Origin of the sequence: Flavobacterium eburneipallidum (assembly GCF_027111355.2) — a bacterium.
GTDB lineage: Bacteria > Bacteroidota > Bacteroidia > Flavobacteriales > Flavobacteriaceae > Flavobacterium > Flavobacterium eburneipallidum.
Genome location: NZ_CP114291.2, coordinates 442,918 through 461,517, shown reverse-complemented (window position 1 = coordinate 461,517; position 18,600 = coordinate 442,918). Strand labels below are relative to the sequence as shown.

The following is an 18,600-nucleotide window of genomic DNA, read 5'->3' as shown; positions in this document are numbered from 1 at the left end:
CTTTTTAGGACAACATCATTTGTGCTTTTTTCAAAGCTTCAATCATAAGATCTATTTCTTCTTTGGTATTGTAAAAAGAAAACGAAGCACGAATCGTTCCTGGAATATCGAAAAAAGTCATAATTGGTTGGGCGCAATGGTGACCTGTTCTTACCGCAATTCCTAACTTGTCCACTATCGTTCCAATATCATACGGATGAATGCCTTCAATATTAAACGAAACTACCGAAGTTTTTTCCTTTGCAGTGCCATAAATTTTTAGACCTTCGATTTCTAATAATCGTTTGGTAGCATATTCCAATAATTCCAATTCCTGTTGTTGAATGTTGTCAAAACCAACGGAGTTCAAATAATCTACAGCTGTTCCCAAAACAATTCCACCAGCAATATCAGGCGTTCCCGCTTCAAATTTGTGTGGCAAATCGGCATAAGTGGTTTTTTCGAAACTGACTTCCTTAATCATTTCGCCACCTCCTTGATAGGGCGGTAATTTGTTCAACCAAGCTTCTTTTCCGTATAAAATCCCAACGCCAGTTGGACCACACATTTTATGTCCTGAAAAAACATAAAAATCACAATCCAAAGCCTGAACATCAGGTTTCAAATGCGGAACAGCCTGTGCTCCATCAATCAAAATCGCTGCGCCAAATTCGTGTGCTTTGTCAATCATGTATTTAACAGGATTCACAGTTCCCAACGCATTCGAGATGTGATTTACGGTTACGATTTTGGTTTTATCCGAAAGCAATTTATCGTATTCGTCCATAATCAATTCGCCGTTTTCATTCATTGGAATTACTTTCAAAGTAGCTCCTGTTTTCTCGCACAACATTTGCCAAGGCACAATATTACTGTGATGTTCCAATGCGGAAACCAAAACTTCATCACCTGGTTTTACTATCGAAGCAAATCCGTTGGTAACCAAATTAATTCCGTGGGTCGTTCCCGAAGTAAAAATTACTTCGTGAGCGAATTTGGCATTGATGTGATTTTGGATTTTCCCACGCGAAATTTCGTAAGCATCAGTTGCCAATTGACTCAAAGTATGTACGCCACGATGAATATTGGCATTAATTTCCTGATAGTATTTTGAAATCGCATCAATCACAATTTGTGGTTTTTGCGAGGTAGCTCCGTTATCGAAATAGACCAATGGTTTTCCGTTTACGGTTCTAGAAAGTATTGGAAAATCGGCTCTTATTTTTTGAATGTCTAGCATAATTATTTAGAAAAATTCTACGTACAAAAGTAATAAAACTTCGAGGGTTTATTACTAAATAATTGTTATAGTTTTTTGTCTACGAATAACGCGGATACTAGGATTTAATATGTTCAGAAAAATTTAAAAAAAAATCAACCACAAATTACACGAATTAACACAAATTGTTTTGTTTTGAAAAATTTCACTAATTGGTGAGATTCATTTTTTTAAATTGATAGAATTTGTGCTAATTTGTGTAATTTGTGGTAAAAAACTAGAATTGAATACTTTACAGCTATGTAATCGGTGGCTGATTTTTTATTAAATTGCATTATTCAAATCTCAAATGTTGTTCGTCATGAAAAAAATATTCCAGTTTCTTGGTTTAGCTCTTTTACTTTTTCTGATTTATTTTGGCTACATTACTTATCCAAAACTGGATCTAATTTCAGGATTTTCGGCTAAAAGTATGGCTTCAGGACATTTTATTGATTCCCGTTCACAAGAAATGATTGAACAAGGCGACAACGATATTCCAAAAATTAATTGGGCAACCAACAAAATTGACGAAAACGGAAAATTTGCCACCTCAACGGTTTATGGACTAAAAGAACGCAAAGCCATTTACCGAGAAGGTTTGGGAGTGACTCTAATCAACGATGATTTTGATATTACAAAACCATACAAAGTTCCAAAAAGAACAAAACTCATCAATAATTTACCTTTTCCTTATGGAAATAATGAACCGAAAGACACACTATTTTCTAACATTGATTATGCCAAATTAGAAAAAGCTGTAGCCAATGTTTTTGACAAAAAAGGAGTTAAAAAAAATAGAACACGTGCCGTTTTGGTCATTTACAAAGACAAAATCATTGCCGAAAAATACGATACTGGCTTTAATAAAGATTCAAAAATTTTGGGCTGGTCTATGACCAAAAGTGTGACTGCCACGTTATTTGGTATTTTGCAAAAACAAGGAAAATTAGACATCAACAAACCCGCTCCTGTAACGGAATGGGCAAAGGACGAACGAGCAAAAATTACGCTCGCCAATTTGCTTAATATGAACTCTGGTCTGGAATGGGAAGAGGATTATACCAAGATTTGTGATGCCACTTTAATGCTTTTTGCAACAGAAGATATGAGTCAATCGCAATTGGTAAAACCTGCACAATTCAAACCCAATACACACTGGAATTATTCTTCGGGAACGACAAATTTATTGTCGGGAATTTTACGAAAACAATTCAAAACGCATCAGGAATATTTAGATTTTTGGTATGCTGCCCTGATTGACAAAATTGGAATGAACTCGATGATAGTTGAAACTGATATGGCAGGGAATTATGCGGGTTCGTCTTACGGTTGGGCAACTACAAGAGATTGGGCAAAATTTGGATTACTGTATTTGCACAAAGGAAATTGGAATGGCACACCACTTTTTGATGAAAAATGGATGCAATTTGTAACCACGCCAACTCCTACTTCCAACGGAAAATATGGAGGTCAATTTTGGCTCAATGTGGCCGGAAAATATCCAAGCGCACCCAAAAATATGTTTTATTGCAGCGGCTACCAAGGGCAAAAAATATTTATACTTCCTTCCCAAGATATGGTCATTGTCCGAATGGGATTAACAGATGATAATCAGTTTGATTTTAATGGGTTTTTGAAAGGGATTTTGGGGAGTTTGAAGGAATAGAGTTGTTGTAAGCAAATCGATATTTTAAACATTGCATTCTATATGAACATTTGTTGATGGATAGTTTCCATTTTTAAATTGTTCAATTAAATCTTCTTTCTTATGAAACTAGGAAGTTTTCAGGATTTGGCGATTTCTTTCTCATTCATATCAATTAATATCCAAGGAAATTCATCAGAATTTATACAAGTTCCTGTTGAAATTTCACAACTTTCATCTTCTAATATGTCCTTTATTTTTAAGATTGTTGCATCTCTTTTACAATAGCATTTTTCACAATCATCATCTAAACTTAAATTATGATATTCTTTTTCGTGTTCATTTATGAATCGATTTATCCAACCCATATTAGGAAAAACTAATTTTACTTTTTCATTATCTAATTTGACATAGTCATTTTTAATTCTCCATTCTCTTTCCCAAGTAAAATCTAACCTTCCTTTTTCATTTGGATTATATGATACAAATCTCCAATTTAAGTTTGGATTGTTTTTCTCTAAATCATATTCATTTCTATGCGAATATATTACCGGTCTTCCATCGTAATTATAAATGTCATTTTTTGTAAATTGAAACCCAAATGGTGTATATCTTGAAAAATATTTTTTATCTAGTGTTCCGTTAATAGTTAAACATTTGGCAGGGATTTCTGTAAAACAAATACATTTATGTTTTCCTAGAATCATTCCATTACCACTATTTAATGTTTTAGATTTTATTATTCTTTTGAATGATTGGTAAGCTTCTTCATAGTCTAAAGGATTGTTTTTTCCTTTTGTAAAATGTATTAAATTACTACAATGATCAATTCTTGCCATTATTATTTAATTTTGCCAAATTTTGTTTATTTATTTTTTTCTCTTTAATTTCATTTTTCATTTCAATTAAATTAGTGTCTTTTTTTAGGAAAATAAATAGATTTTTCTCAATATTAATTAACTGCATTTCTGCAATTGCTCTTATGTAAAATATATCATCTTCTGTAATGTTATCAGATGGTTTTTTAAAATTATTATTTTCAAAACATAAATAGATACTTTTATTTTTATTATTATTTAGTTTAGGTATTTTTTCTTTCAGGTTGTCATAGAAATTCAATAAATTGTCTTCATTCTCTTTGTTGTTTTGTAAAATACTATCATAATATGAAAATGAAACTAATTTCAAACTGGCTTCTTTAAGTTTAATAATATGATCTCGATAACCATTTTCATTTAATAGTTTTATATTTAATTTATTTAGAGGAATTTCTCCTTTTAAGTAATTAAAAAGTGTCCGTGCTAAAATAAATAATCTTCCACTTTCCTCAAACGAAAAATGATAAAATGTATATGCTCGTTCAGGTTTTTGATGCTTGTATAAGAATTCTGCATCTTCAAATAACTGTTTGCTATGCTCGTATGTAAGGAAAATTGCTTCTAATATTTTTTTATGCATTTTTAAATTTGTCAATTAAACAATAATTAAATCTTATATATTTTATTAGGTTGTAAAATATGTACTTCGACTAAAATTTCATTTTATAAGTCTTGTGTTTTTTTTGGTTTTAATTTCTAAAAATATTTCATTAACTAAATCATCGTTTAAATAAGGTTTAAATATTTCAAAAAATGCACTATTGAAAAGCAAAATATTAAAATCCCATTTATTTGAATATTTTTCAAAAAACTCAACTGACCAAGGTAAATTGGGGTTTTTGCTTAATTTTTTCCAATTCCATTTTTCGATATATAATTCTATAAATTCAATACTCCAAGGTAATCCAGTATTTTCACTTAATTTATCCCAATCCCAATTTTCAATATAATTTATAATAAAATCTTCTGACCAAGGTAGTTTTGAGTTTTTACTTAAAAAAATCCAATTCCATCGATCATAATATTTTTCAATAAATGCTTTAGTCCAAGGTAATCCTTCGTTTCTACTTAATCCTCCTTGTGTTTCAGACCAATGCGATCCCCACGATAGTTTCATTTCATTGTCCTCTATAAATTTTTCAGTCCAAGTAAAACTCTTGTTTATCGATATACTTCGCCATTCTAATTCTAAATTTTTTTTATTGAGATCATTCTTTCCTCTTTCTTGACAAATTTTTAAAATTTGCCAAAAAATATTTTCTGACCATTTAATACCTTCGTTTTCTAATATACCTCTAAACTCAACTTTATCTATATTTTTAATTAATTCAACAGTCCAAGGAATTGATGAATTTCGTGAAGTGTAAATTGCCCACAACTTTTCTTTTTTTAAAAAAGTTTCTGACCAAGGTAAAAAAGGATTACCACTTAAATAAAGGCTGACTAATTTATACTTATCTCTAATATTGTCTGTCCAAGGAATTCTTGCATTTCCTGCAAAAGCATCCCAATGAATTTTATCCTTATATTTTTCAACACTCTGTAAAGTCCATATAACTTTTGAATTTGATGAAAATGAGTTTGTTCTTAATGAATAATCCATAATAAAACCTTTTTCATTTCTATCACTATAATCATAATGGACATAATTTCTTCCCCAATTTAAATGATTACAAAATTTTTCAATCATTTCGTCATTCCAAATAATATTTTTATTGCTTGATAAATATATCCAATCTAAATTATTTAAATTTTTTTCAATTGTTATTAAATTAAATAAATAAAAATGCGATAATAATTTTATCGAAAAATTATCTATTTTTGAATATTTCAACAATAAAATTTTGATTTTTAACCGATTATTGCTAAATATACTTTTCCCAAGTAATTTATCTCCAATAGCAATTTGTTTCTCAATTTTGTGTAAAGAGTTATTTACAGAAATTAAAGAGTTCTTATTTTCTTCCATATTCTAGACTGTTGTTTCTTTTTTTAATTCTTCAAGGATTTTAGTGAACTCTTCTTTTGCATCCTGAAAATAATTATTCAAATTCTTAATATTACTTATTTTGGTGAAAGTATCAGTATTCTTAATTGATAATAACATCTCTTCTAATTCATTACGTTTGCGTATTAAATTTTCTAGAATTATTTTAAGTTTATCTTTTTCGTTTATTGTTTCACCCTGTGAGCTAAAAATTCCTTTTTCTAAATCATTTAAAATTTGATTTACTTTTTCAAGGTTATTATTATCGTAAGCGTTTTTTAAATCGGTAAATATTTCTGTCGCTAATTCTTTTTGATCGTCTGTTACTTTGTCTGGATGGCAAAGTTTTGTTGCTTTACGATAATTTTTCTTTAATTCTTTTAGTTTTTCTTCATCTAAAATTAAAGGTTTTGGCTCGTTTAATTTATCATTATATGATTTTGAGAAATCTTCGTAATCAAATTTTGCTTCTTCATATTCATGCTGTTTTTGTTTGTCTTCCTTTGATTTATTGGCAATTTTCTCGGCTAAAATCTTTTTGTAAAGAAGAATTTTTGTAATAATCTCTCCTAATTCTTCATTGTATTTTAATTCAAAACTTCTAATGTTTTTTTCTATATCTGTTTTTTCATCAGATAAACTAGAGATTTGATATTCAAGGCTTCTAATTTCTAATTGTAAAGCAGGAATTTCGGGGTCACTGTACAAACTGATTTTTTTATAATCACTTGTAAAAGTTTGAATTAATTTAACTGCTTGACTGAATTCTTTTTTTGTACAATGATTCAAAATAATGGTTAATGAATCAAGCTTTTTATCAGAATGGTTTTTTGGAATTAGACTTTTTGTTTTTTCAACCTGATAATTAATATCCTCTAAATCTTCAAGTTTAATAACATTTAATAATGTTTCTAAACGGATTACAACTTTTATCCAATCTATCTCAGCATTTGGATTGTAATACTTGTCTTTTATCTTATCAAATTCCTGATTAAAATCCAAAATGAGATTGTAATCCTCTTCAATTACGGTAATGCTTTCGTGATTTGTCTTTGCTTTTTGTGTCCAATTATATGAACCAAAAATTAAAACAGTATTGTCAATTATACAAAATTTGTTGTGCATTAATGGAGCATAGGCAGTGTCTTTTCCAATCCAAAATAGTTGTCCTCCATTATTTATTAGCTCCCGATAATTTATATTACTATCAAGGTTTATTTCGTGATTCGCCATAAGCAGTTCAACTTGAATTCCTTCTTTAGCTTTTTCGCAAAGAACATTGAATAATTTAGTGTCTGTAAACCACGCAACCGCAATTCTAATACTTGTATGGGATTCTTTTAATCTAATTTCAATTTGTTTATGGATTTTTTCGAAGTAGGCTTGTGATTTCATTAAATCTCTTATGTTTATTGAAAAGCTTCTATTTAGCTTTAAATTCTTTCTTCAAATTTACAGAAAAGGAAATTCATTCCTTTACGGTTTTCCTCATTTGGATAAAATATTCTTATAATGCAAAATCCCCTAGCCCCGATAGCAGTGGAAATCCTTCTTGTTTTTTCTTTAAAAACAAGAAGATTACTTCACCAAACATTTATTTTTAGCGGAGTTCAGTGAATATATTTGTAACGAATAGCGGGAAACAGCTCCTAATCCTTCGACTGCGCTCAGGATGACAATAAATAATTCCTTATTTTTGCCCAAAATTAAACTGAATTATGTTACAGAATCCAAAAAGATATACCATTACGGCGGCATTGCCTTATACAAACGGACCCATTCATATTGGGCATTTGGCGGGTGTTTATGTGCCTTCGGATATTTATTCCAGATATTTAAGATTACAGGGAAGAGACGTTTTGTTTGTTTGCGGAAGCGACGAACACGGCGTGGCGATTTCAATGAAAGCCAAAAAAGAAGGCGTTACGCCCCAGGAAGTAATCGACAAATACGATGGAATTATCCGAAAATCTTTCTCGGATTTTGGAATTTCGTTTGATAATTATTCAAGAACTTCGGCAAAGATTCATCACGAAACGGCTTCGGAATTTTTTAAAGAGCTGTATGATAAAGGTGATTTTATCGAAGAAGTAACCGAGCAATTGTATGATGCCAAAGCAGACCAATTCTTGGCAGACCGTTTTGTGGTGGGAACTTGCCCGAAATGCGGTAACGAAGAAGCATACGGCGACCAATGCGAAAAATGTGGTTCAACTTTGAATGCTACGGATTTGATTAATCCAAAATCAACCATTACGGGAGAAACTCCTGTTTTGAAATCGACGAAACATTGGTTTTTGCCTTTGGATCGTTACGAAGATTTCTTGAAAGAATGGATTCTTGTGGGACATAAAAATGACTGGAAACCGAATGTTTACGGACAAGTAAAATCCTGGATTGATGGCGGATTGGAACCTCGTGCGGTAACCCGTGATTTGGATTGGGGAATTGACGTTCCTGTTGAAGGTGCCGAAGGAAAAAAATTATACGTTTGGTTTGATGCCCCAATTGGCTATATTTCTTCTACCAAAGAATGGGCTCAAAGAGAAAGAAAAGATTGGGAACCGTATTGGAAAGATCAGGATACGAAATTGGTTCACTTTATTGGGAAAGACAATATTGTTTTCCATTGCATCATTTTTCCTGCAATGTTGAAAGCCGAAGGAAGTTATATTTTGCCAGATAATGTGCCTGCAAATGAATTCTTAAATCTGGAAGGAAATAAATTATCTACGTCTAAAAACTGGGCCGTTTGGTTGCACGAATATTTGGAAGAATTTCCGAATCAACAAGATGTTTTGCGTTATGCATTGACATCAAACGCACCAGAAACTAAAGACAACGACTTTACTTGGAAAGATTTTCAGGCTAGAAACAACAATGAATTGGTAGCGATTTTTGGAAATTTCATTAATCGTGTGGTGGTTTTGACCAATAAGTATTACGAAGGAATTGTACCTCAACCGAATGAATTATCAGAAGTTGACGAACAAACTTTAACAGAATTAAAAGCCTATCCAGCGGTAATCTCAAGTTCGATAGAGCGTTACCGATTCCGTGAAGCTTTGGGCGAATTGATGAATGTTGCCCGATTAGGAAATAAATACCTTGCTGATGAAGAGCCTTGGAAAATGGTCAAAACCGATCCAGCTCGCGTGCAAACTCAAATGTATGTGGCTTTGCAAATTGCTGCGGCTTTGCAGGTTTTGTGCGAACCTTTTTTGCCTTTTACAGCTGCTAAATTGGTAAAGACGTTGCAATGCAACGTCTCTACGACCTGGAATGATGTTGCTACAAATTTTGATTTGATTCCTGCGGGACACCAAATTGGCGAAGCTGAATTGCTTTTTGCCAAAATTGAAGATGAAGAAATTCAAAAACAAATAGACAAACTGGAAGCTACCAAAACTGCCAATGATGCAGAAAAAAAAGTGGCCGAACCTCAAAAAGATTTGATTCAATTTGAGGATTTTTCTAAAATGGATTTGCGTGTGGGAACCATTCTAGAAGCAGAAAAAATGCCAAAAGCTAATAAATTACTGATTCTGAAAGTAGATACTGGCATTGATGTTCGCACTATTGTTTCTGGAATTGCAGAGAGTTTTAAACCCGAAGATATTATTGGTAAACGAGTGACAGTTTTAGTAAATTTAGCTCCAAGAAATCTTCGTGGAGTGGAAAGTCAAGGAATGATTTTGATGACCAATAATGCTGAAGGAAAATTGGTATTTGTAAATCCTGATGCGGATGGCGTTGGAAATGGAGAGACTATAAATTAAAAAGCTTACCTTTACGTAATGTATTACCGAAGAAAAATAATATTATCTGTGCTTCAAGTTTTTGGTGGTGAATTGGAAAAAATTCAACTACAAAAATTACTTTTCCTTTTTACAAGATTTCAAAAAGACAAAAAATCATTCGACTTTGTACCATATAAATTTGGTTGTTTTTCATTTCAAGCAAATGCAGATTTATCAACTTTAAAAAAATATGGAATCGTCAGTGAAACAGATAAATTTTGGAAAAAAGAAGATGAAGTCAATTACTTAAACGAATTAAAAAGCGATGATAAAAAGACAATAAATGACTTCAAAATAATTTATGCAAACAAAACTAGTGATGATTTAATAAAACTTACTTATAAAAGGTATCCTTATTATTCTATCAATAGTACAGTTGCTGATAAATATTTGTCAGATGAAGAGTTTAAAAACCTTGACAACTACAGGTCTTTTGATGACGAAATTGTTCTATTTACAATTGGATATGAAGGAATTACACTAGAAGCATATCTAAATAAATTGATAAAGAACAACATTAAGGTTCTTTGCGATGTTCGTAAAAATGCCTTAAGTATGAAATATGGGTTTAGTAAAAGCCAATTGAAAAATGCTTGTAATGGTGTAGGTATTGAATATATTCATATCCCAGAAGTAGGTATCGATTCCGAACAAAGACAAGAATTAAATACTCAAATAGATTACGATTCTTTATTTCAAATATATAAAGAAAAAAACTTAAAAGAATCTATTGACAGTCAAACAAAAATATTAAATTTACTTACAAATAATAAAAGAATTGCTTTAACTTGCTTCGAAGCAGATATTTGTCAATGCCACAGAAAACATTTATCAGAAGCAATAACAAACTTAAAAGATTTTAAATATAAACTTGAGCATTTGTAGTCTATGCCTAAAAAGAAAATTCTAATATCTGTTACTACATATCCATTACCATCAAGAAGTTATGATGAATTGGTTTGTACTGCTGGATTTTTAGAAGATGGAACTTGGATAAGAATATATCCAGTACCTTTAAGTTTTCTTAAGGAAGTCAAAAAAAATACAAGTTTCAAAAAATACACTTGGATTGAACTCGATGTTAACCAACGAACAGATGATTTTCGCCCAGAAAGTCATTCACCAAATAATTATGACATCAAAATTATCAAAACTTTAAATACTGATAATTTTTGGCAAGAGCGAAAAGAAATTTGTCTAAAAAATGTTTATACAAAAAAATCAAGATTTATTGAAGACTCTAAACATCCGAAAAACGTTTCTCTAGTTACATTTAAACCTTCAAGGATAACTGATTTTATTGTTGAAGACGATGCAAAAGAATGGAAAGATGAATGGAAAGAGATAAGAAAACAAACAGATTTATTTGCGGAAATTCAGACGGATCCTGAAAAGTTAATTCCAAAAGTTCCATATAAATTCTATTATGTGTTTGAAGATGACGAAGGTGTACCTAGTAAATTAATGATTGAAGATTGGGAAATTTTTCAACTCTATCTAAATTGTTTGAAAGATAACAACGATGATAAAGAAATAGCAATTCAAAAAGTAAGAGAAAGATACTTTGATGAATTTACTCAAAAAAAGGATCTCTATCTTTTTTTGGGAACTACAATGCAATGGCATAGAAGAAGATCAAATAATCCATTTGTTATAATTGGTGTTTTCTATCCTAAAATTAAAACTCAATATAGTTTATTCTAATGAACCTAAAAGTAATTGCCTTCGACGCTGACGATACCTTATTTATAAACGAACCTTATTTTCAGGAAACGGAACAAAAATTCTGTGCTTTGATGGAAGACTATTTGTCACACCAAGGCATTTCACAAGAATTGTTTAAAGTAGAAATCGACAATTTAAAGATTTACGGTTACGGCATCAAAGGGTATATTCTTTCGATGATTGAAGCGGCGATAAAAATCTCGAATAATACGATTCCTGTTGAAGTCATTGAAAAAATCATCCAATACGGTAAAGAATTACTCGAAAAACCTATTGAGTTATTGGACGGAGTTGAAGAAACATTACAGGCTCTTCACGGAAAATACAAATTGGTTGTCGCTACCAAAGGCGATTTATTGGACCAACGCCGAAAATTACATAATTCAGGGTTGGGTCATTATTTTCATCATATTGAAGTGATGTCCGACAAACAAGAAGTGGATTATAAAGATTTATTAAAACGTTTGGAAATTCAACCCGAGGAGTTTTTCATGATTGGCAATTCTCTAAAATCAGATGTTTTGCCTGTTTTAGCTATTGGCGGTTATGCGGTTCATATTCCTTTTCACACCACTTGGGAACACGAAAAAATTAACCATAAAGTGGAGCACGAGCACTTTTTTACAGTAGAAAAAATAGCTGATGTCCTGAAAAAGCTGGATTGATTAACTTTTCATTCTGTTAAAATTTATCAATCTGTTAATTTTATTTAAAAATCAGGGGGCGATTTACAAGATTTAAGTTAATAGTTTCATAATTGACTGATTCCTCTTTTTTATTAAAGATCATGACGTAATTTTGCATTAAATTAAAATTAACATCATGAAAAAAATCTTACTTACTTTAACATTTGCATTAGCTCTAAATTCAGTTAGTGCACAAACAGAAACTGTTGAAACAAAAAACAGTGATTTCAATAAATGGTCTATAGAATTGGCTGGTGGATTCAATAAAGCACAAAGACCTTGGACTTCTGGATTCAGAACTGATACACCAAACTTTTTTGTAGGCGACCTTGGAGTTCGATACATGTTTAACAACCAATTTGGTTTGAAAGCTGATTTTGGTTGCAACACCTTTGAAGAAAAAAACGGTACTAACAATTTTAGCACTAGATACTACAGAGTAGATTTGCAAGGAGTTGCTAACTTGGGAAGAATCATGAATTTTGAAACTTGGACAAACACTATCGGATTATTAGGTCACGCTGGTTTTGGTGTTGCTCAATTAGAAGACCAAAATTCTGCTTTGACAGACAAAATGGCGAACTTTATTGTAGGTGTAACTGGACAAGTCAAATTAACTAACAGAATTGCATTAACAGCAGATTTAACTACCATACTTAATGCAAAACAAAATGCAAACTTTGACGCAGCACTAACTGGCCCTGGTGGAGGTTTCGAAGGAATCCTTTTTAACGGAACAGTAGGTGTTACTGTTTACTTGGGTAAAAACGCTAAACATGCTGACTGGGTTGTTTTGAACGATGACAGATTTTCTGCAATTGATGCTAGATTCATGGCTATCGAAAACAAAATGTTAGATTCTGACAAAGATGGTGTAGCTGATTATTTAGACGAAGAAGCAAATACTCCAGCTGGTTCACTAGTTGATACTAAAGGAAAATCTATCGACAAAAACAATAATGGTGTTGCTGATGCTACAGAAGATTTCATCTTGAAAAACTATGGTAGCGGAAACACTTCTCCATTATTAAGCAATAACGAATTGATCACTAGCTTGATCAACGGTGGTTATGTTGCTACTTATTATGACTTTAATCAATCTACTCCAACAAGCGATTCTACTGGAAACACTGATTTTATCTTAACGTATTTAAGAAATAATCCTAGTGCTTCAGTTGAAATTACAGGACACGCTGACGAAATTGGAAGTTCTGCTTACAACGATAAATTGTCTAAAGCAAGAGCAACTAATGTAAAAAGCACTTTAACTGCTGCTGGTATTGCTGAATCAAGATTAACTATCGTTGCCGCAGGTGAGGATACTTCGGTTAACAAAAATTCTGATGCTGCCAGAAAATTAGTTAGAAAAGTTACTTTCAGAGTAAAATAATCTAGTTTTATAAAATTTGTGAAAGCCTTAAAGGAAAAATTTCTTTAAGGCTTTTTTCTTTTATTGGTTTTAAATAATAGAATTCACGTGAAACTTTTCTTAATGCCTGAATTGGTTCTGAATTAATTTTTTTAACTTTACTAAAAACTTACAATTATGTTATCAAAAAATATCGAAACAGCCTTAAATAAACAAATTCGCATTGAAGCAGAATCTTCTCAAACCTATTTGTCAATGGCATGTTGGGCAGAAGTTAGCGGATTAGAGGGAATTGCACAATTTATGTATGCTCAATCTGATGAAGAGCGCCAACACATGCTCAAATTAATAAAATACGTTAACGAACGTGGAGGTCATGCTCAAATTACCGATCTAAAAGCCCCAAAAACCACTTATGAAACATTTAAAGGAATGTTCGAAGCATTATACGAACATGAAATTTTTGTTTCTAATTCTATCAACGAATTAGTACACATTACTTTTTCTGAAAAAGATTACGCTACTCATAATTTCTTGCAATGGTATGTTGCCGAACAAATCGAAGAAGAAGCTACGGCTAAAACAATTTTGGACAAAATCAATTTGATTGGTGATGACAAAGGTGGATTGTATTTATTTGACAGAGACATTCAACAAATAGCTGTAGTAAGTGCTGCTGCTATAACCCCAAAATAGCATACAACTCCAATTTATTTGGAATTAAAAAAATCCTTTAAAGAACCCAAAATTTCTTTAAAGGATTTTTTTTGCTTTAAAATATGTTAAATTTTATTTAGAACAGATAAAGATAACTTATATTTGCCTTGGTTTTTAAATCTTTATAACGTGAGCAAGAAAGAAAAGGAAAAAGACAAAAAGAAAAACAAGAAAAAAGAACTTCTTGCTAACATCAAGATTGCAGCAAACTGCAAATCTAAATGTTGTGATAAATATACCAAAGGCGAAAAAAAGCGTTGTGCACGATGCCCAATGTTCGATTTGATAAAAAAAGCATCCTAAAATAGAAATGCCCTCTCTAAATAAAAATAGAAAGGGCATTTTTTATACAATTGGTTGAAACATCCCTATTTCCCCAAAAGCAAAATATCATTGGCTACAATTTCGGTAACATAGCGTTTCTCTCCATTTTTATCCAAATAATCGCTATAAGTTAGTTTTCCTTCGATACAAATTTCTTTGCCTTTCACTACATATTTTTCAATAATTTCGGCTACTTTTCCCCAAGCTTTCACTTTGTGCCATTCGGTTTTTTCTACTTTGTCTCCGTTTTCTTTGTAATAAACTTCATTTGTTGCCATTGTGATATTGGCTACTTTTTTCCCTCCATCAAAAGTTTTGATTTCTGGCTCTTGTCCTACGTGACCGATTAACTGTACTTTGTTTTTCATTGCATTCATGGCGTGTAATATTTAATTGTTAGTATATATTTTGTTGAGTGATACGTTTCAATCAACAGGGCAAAGATGCAACAGCTTCAAAAATTTATTCGGTTGATAACTACTTACTTTCGGTTGTAACTATTTGTAACCGTTTGTAAATGGAAATTATTTTTTACTATCTTAGTAGAAATTAAATACTTATGCAAACCGAAATCAATAAAGTAGAACTGCGGAATTTAAAGATAGCCGACTATAAAGAATTGAAAAAGTCAATGATAGAAGCCTATCCAGAGATGGTAGATAATTATTGGAATGAATCCGATATCAAAAAATTGTTGAAATTATTTCCAGAAGGACAGCTTGTAATTTTAGTAGATGATGTGGTTGTGGGTTCCGCTTTGTCGATTATTGTATTCGAAGATTTGGTAGATCAAAATCACGATTACGCCAAAATTACGGGAAATTATACTTTTTCAACTCATACCGCCAAAGGAGACATTTTATATGGAATTGATGTATTTATAATTCCAAAGTATAGAGGTCTGCGTTTGGGACGACGTTTATATGACGCACGTAAAGAAATTTGTGAACAACTCAATCTGAAATCAATTGTGTTTGCAGGACGTATTCCGAATTATGTGAATTATGCTCAAGAATTAACACCAAAAGAATACATCGACAAAGTAAAAAGAAAAGAAATTCACGATCCAGTACTATCTTTTCAGTTGAGTAATGATTTTCACGTCATGCGTGTGATGAAAAATTACTTGGAAGGCGATAAAAAATCAAAGGAATTTGCCGTTTTATTGGAATGGAACAACATCTATTATAATGAAAGTCCAAAAATCATTAATCTCGATAAAAGCGTTATCCGATTAGGATTGATCCAATGGCAAATGCGCCCTTTAGGGAATTTGGAAGCCTTATTCGAACAATCCGAATTTTTTATTGATGCCGTTTCAGGTTACACGAGCGATTTTGCTGTTTTTCCCGAATTATTTATCGCTCCGTTGATGGCAGATTACAATCATTTATCTGAAGCTGATGCCATCAGGGAACTTGCCAAATATGCCGAACCCATTCGCAAACGCTTTCAGGAACTGGCCATTTCCTACAACATCAATATCATCACTGGAAGTATGCCTCAATTAATTGACGGAACGCTATACAATTCAGGATTTTTATGCAGAAGAGACGGAACATACGAAACCTATACAAAAATTCATATCACGCCAAATGAAGTATTCCATTGGGGAATAACTGGAGGCAATACCATTCAGACATTTGATACCGATTGTGGAAAAATAGGCATTATGATTTGTTATGACGTCGAATTCCCCGAATTATCCCGTTTGATGGCAGACGAAGGAATGAACATTCTTTTTGTTCCTTTCCTGACCGACACACAAAATGGGTACACACGAGTAAAACATTGCGCACAGGCACGAGCTATTGAAAACGAATGTTATGTAGCCATAGCGGGTTGCGTCGGAAATCTGCCCAAGGTAAATAATATGGATATTCAGTATGCACAAACTGCTGTTTTCACCCCTTCCGATTTTGCTTTTCCGAGCAATGGTATCAAAGCGGAAACCACTCCAAATACTGAAATGACTCTAATTGTTGATGTTGATTTGGATTTATTGAAAGAATTACACGAACACGGAAGCGTCAAAATACTGAAAGACCGCCGAACCGATTTATACGAAATCAGAAGAAAGAAAAAAGCATAATGGAAAACACATTTAACCTCGAAAAACTGAAATTCCCGATTGGACAATTTCAAAAACCAGAAACCATTTCGCAAAATGATTTGGATAGTTGGATAAACGATATCGAAAGTTTTCCGTCCAGAATAAAGAACTTAACCTCATCTCTTACAGTCGAAGAACTCAATTGGATTTACCGCCCACAAGGTTGGAACATCAAGCAAGTAGTACATCATTGTGCCGATAGCCACATAAATAGTTTAATTCGTTTCAAATTGGCTTTGACAGAAGAACTTCCTACCATAAAACCTTATGAAGAACAACTTTGGGCAGAATTAGCAGATGGGAATTCAAATGACATTTCACCCTCGCTTCAACTTATCGAAGGGTTGCACAAACGTTGGGTTTTACTTTTGAAATCCTTTAGTTCAACAGAATTAAAGCGTCTATTTATTCATCCTTCGAACAAGAAAACTTCAACTTTAGAAGAAACCATTGGAATGTATGCCTGGCATGGTAACCATCATTTAGCACATATCGAACAAGCTTTGGCACACAAAGGTCAATTTTAAGAAAAAAGAAAGTTATGGAAAAAACCTGCCTAGAATGTGGAGATAAAATTGTAGGACGCGAAGACAAAAAGTTTTGTAGCGATGGCTGTCGCAACGCCTATAACAACAAAATAAATAAAGACAGCACTAATTTTATGCGCAATGTGAACAACAAATTACGCAAGAATTACCGCATTCTATCCGAACTAAATGTGGATGGAAAAGGCAAAACTACCAAGTCTAAATTATTAAGTAAAGGTTTTGATTTTGAATTTTTCACAAACATTTTGCAAACTAAAACTGGAAACACCTACTACTTTGTGTATGACCAAGGATACCGTATTTTAGAAGACGATTACTATATGCTGGTCAAAAAAGAAATTTAAAAGAAATTCCAATTTATAATAATTGAGAAATTCTTCTAATTAAATGTTTGATAAGTAAAAATTATCATTCGGGTATTTATCTTTTACGTTAGGTTTATTCAAATTAGATTTATGCAAATGAGTGTCAGTTATAGAAATTAAATTATTTCCTCTCTTTTTAACAATTCCTAATGAAACTAATTTTTCAAACTCTTCAGAAGCTTTTTCAAATTGATTCAAAAGAACCTCATCTTTAAACTTTTTACTAGAATTCTCAATAGCCATTGTTAATTCTTGCTCGATTGTTGTTTTCATAATTAGATATATTTTCTTGTTTGAATAAAAATTTGAATTTGATTTTTTTTAACGTAATCAAAAAATAAATCACTATAATCTCTTATTAGAGGTCTGAAATCCATAGAACTATAATCTTCAATTTTTAAACGTAAAATATCACTTTCTAGTATCTCAATGTTAATCGGTCTACCATGAGATTTCCATAAATTGCTATCACTTAATTTGTCTGCAACCTGTTTAGCTCTTTCTTGTTTTTCATCAATAGTAACGTCTTGACCTAAAAGTTCTGGATTAGTATTATGCTTGTTCCAATTTTTAAATTTATACTTAACGAGCCATTTTTTTAACAGTTCTATTGTTAAATTTTTTGCTTGTTCATAACCTCTTAATTCAGCCAAATCAATATCTTTTAAAATTAAAAATTCAGCTTGTGTTAGTTCATTAAGTTTTGCTTTCTCAATAAGTTCATTAACTTTATCTAAATAGCCTAAAGCCGCAACCCATTTACCGTCTTTATTTTGCACTTGTGGATCGATGGGACCTAAAACGGAAAAATAATCCATTAATATATTATCGCCACTCATACAAAATATAGTTCCTGCACTATATGCATAATCAGGAATTATAAAATTAACTTCATTGTAGTGATGTCTCAAGATGTTCACATATCGCTCTACTGCAACTGCACTTCCACCTCCTGTCGTTAATAATACATAAATCTTTTCTTTTTTATCTGCATCATTAGCTAAATCTTCAATAATTCTTAAAATACTATTCTCATTCCCATCCAATATTGGCCCATAATAAACGAAAAAATCAGCATCAAATTTTTTTTCTAATTCTATTAATTTTTCATTTAATAATTTATGAATTGTTCCGTCAACAGCTGGTTTCATGAAATAATATATTTACAAGTTAGTAACATTTAAGCAAATATAATACATCTAA

The 18,600-nt window shown here is 31.8% G+C and carries 18 protein-coding genes; 10 read left to right on the top strand and 8 right to left on the bottom strand.

Annotated features, from left to right (window positions below):
- Positions 1-4: 4 nt before the first annotated feature.
- A complete protein-coding gene (locus tag OZP15_RS01900) occupies positions 5-1,219 on the bottom strand; it encodes an aminotransferase class V-fold PLP-dependent enzyme (RefSeq protein WP_281336855.1) in 1,215 nt (404 codons plus the stop codon).
- Positions 1,220-1,559: 340 nt separating this feature from the next.
- Here OZP15_RS01900 and OZP15_RS01895 point away from each other — a divergent pair, with 340 nt between their 5' ends.
- Positions 1,560-2,906 carry a serine hydrolase domain-containing protein gene (locus OZP15_RS01895; RefSeq protein ID WP_281336854.1) on the top strand — a complete coding sequence of 449 codons (1,347 nt, stop codon included), beginning with the start codon at positions 1,560-1,562 and terminating at the stop codon, positions 2,904-2,906.
- Between the two features lie 119 nt (positions 2,907-3,025).
- Here OZP15_RS01895 and OZP15_RS01890 read toward each other — a convergent pair whose 3' ends face one another.
- From OZP15_RS01890 to OZP15_RS01875, 4 genes are all read right to left on the bottom strand, one after another.
- The gene (locus tag OZP15_RS01890) at positions 3,026-3,724 is read right to left on the bottom strand and encodes a hypothetical protein (protein ID WP_269226827.1); all 699 of its coding nucleotides are present in this window, start codon (positions 3,722-3,724) and stop codon (positions 3,026-3,028) included.
- On the bottom strand, positions 3,711-4,358 hold the full coding sequence (locus tag OZP15_RS01885) for an AbiV family abortive infection protein (protein ID WP_281336853.1): 648 nt from the start codon (positions 4,356-4,358) through the stop codon (positions 3,711-3,713). Before OZP15_RS01885 ends, OZP15_RS01890 begins: the two co-directional genes overlap by 14 nt.
- 63 nt (positions 4,359-4,421) lie before the next feature.
- Entirely contained in the window at positions 4,422-5,732 is a 1,311-nt protein-coding gene (locus OZP15_RS01880; RefSeq protein ID WP_281336852.1) for a hypothetical protein, read from the bottom strand.
- 3 nt (positions 5,733-5,735) lie between these two features.
- Entirely contained in the window at positions 5,736-7,145 is a 1,410-nt protein-coding gene (locus tag OZP15_RS01875) for a phospholipase D-like domain-containing protein (RefSeq protein ID WP_281336851.1), read from the bottom strand.
- 323 nt (positions 7,146-7,468) lie between these two features.
- On the opposite strand from OZP15_RS01875, the gene metG reads away from it, so the two are divergent.
- The 6 genes from metG to OZP15_RS01845 all read left to right on the top strand — a co-directional run bounded on the left by metG (position 7,469) and on the right by OZP15_RS01845 (position 14,026).
- On the top strand, positions 7,469-9,529 hold the full coding sequence (gene metG / locus OZP15_RS01870) for a methionine--tRNA ligase (protein ID WP_281336850.1): 2,061 nt from the start codon (positions 7,469-7,471) through the stop codon (positions 9,527-9,529).
- Positions 9,530-9,547: 18 nt separating this feature from the next.
- Complete coding sequence (locus tag OZP15_RS01865; protein WP_281336849.1) at positions 9,548-10,435, top strand: DUF488 domain-containing protein; 888 nt, start codon at positions 9,548-9,550, stop codon at positions 10,433-10,435.
- Between the two features lie 3 nt (positions 10,436-10,438).
- Positions 10,439-11,254, top strand: a complete 816-nt coding sequence (locus OZP15_RS01860; RefSeq protein WP_281336848.1) for a DUF8758 domain-containing protein — start codon at positions 10,439-10,441, stop codon at positions 11,252-11,254.
- Complete coding sequence (locus OZP15_RS01855; RefSeq protein WP_281336847.1) at positions 11,254-11,940, top strand: HAD family hydrolase; 687 nt, start codon at positions 11,254-11,256, stop codon at positions 11,938-11,940. Before OZP15_RS01860 ends, OZP15_RS01855 begins: the two co-directional genes overlap by 1 nt.
- 157 nt (positions 11,941-12,097) lie before the next feature.
- Positions 12,098-13,351, top strand: coding sequence for an OmpA family protein (locus OZP15_RS01850; protein ID WP_281336846.1), 1,254 nt, complete (start codon positions 12,098-12,100; stop codon positions 13,349-13,351).
- Between the two features lie 156 nt (positions 13,352-13,507).
- Complete coding sequence (locus tag OZP15_RS01845) at positions 13,508-14,026, top strand: ferritin (protein ID WP_269226816.1); 519 nt, start codon at positions 13,508-13,510, stop codon at positions 14,024-14,026.
- A 389-nt stretch (positions 14,027-14,415) separates the two neighbouring features.
- Here the strand turns inward: OZP15_RS01845 and OZP15_RS01840 are convergent, their stop codons facing one another.
- The gene (locus OZP15_RS01840) at positions 14,416-14,739 is read right to left on the bottom strand and encodes a single-stranded DNA-binding protein (RefSeq protein ID WP_269226815.1); all 324 of its coding nucleotides are present in this window, start codon (positions 14,737-14,739) and stop codon (positions 14,416-14,418) included.
- Between the two features lie 191 nt (positions 14,740-14,930).
- Here OZP15_RS01840 and OZP15_RS01835 point away from each other — a divergent pair, with 191 nt between their 5' ends.
- The 3 genes from OZP15_RS01835 to OZP15_RS01825 are packed head-to-tail and all read left to right on the top strand — an operon-like array spanning position 14,931 to position 17,376.
- Positions 14,931-16,463, top strand: a complete 1,533-nt coding sequence (locus OZP15_RS01835) for a bifunctional GNAT family N-acetyltransferase/carbon-nitrogen hydrolase family protein (protein ID WP_269226814.1) — start codon at positions 14,931-14,933, stop codon at positions 16,461-16,463.
- The gene (locus tag OZP15_RS01830) at positions 16,463-17,011 is read left to right on the top strand and encodes a YfiT family bacillithiol transferase (protein ID WP_269226813.1); all 549 of its coding nucleotides are present in this window, start codon (positions 16,463-16,465) and stop codon (positions 17,009-17,011) included. Before OZP15_RS01835 ends, OZP15_RS01830 begins: the two co-directional genes overlap by 1 nt.
- A 14-nt stretch (positions 17,012-17,025) precedes the next feature.
- Positions 17,026-17,376, top strand: a complete 351-nt coding sequence (locus OZP15_RS01825; RefSeq protein ID WP_269226812.1) for a hypothetical protein — start codon at positions 17,026-17,028, stop codon at positions 17,374-17,376.
- A gap of 39 nt (positions 17,377-17,415) precedes the next feature.
- Here the strand turns inward: OZP15_RS01825 and OZP15_RS01820 are convergent, their stop codons facing one another.
- Both OZP15_RS01820 and OZP15_RS01815 read right to left on the bottom strand, forming a co-directional pair.
- Positions 17,416-17,670 carry a hypothetical protein gene (locus OZP15_RS01820; RefSeq protein WP_269226811.1) on the bottom strand — a complete coding sequence of 85 codons (255 nt, stop codon included), beginning with the start codon at positions 17,668-17,670 and terminating at the stop codon, positions 17,416-17,418.
- A 2-nt stretch (positions 17,671-17,672) separates the two neighbouring features.
- Complete coding sequence (locus OZP15_RS01815; RefSeq protein WP_281336845.1) at positions 17,673-18,548, bottom strand: SDH family Clp fold serine proteinase; 876 nt, start codon at positions 18,546-18,548, stop codon at positions 17,673-17,675.
- Positions 18,549-18,600: the final 52 nt, after the last annotated feature.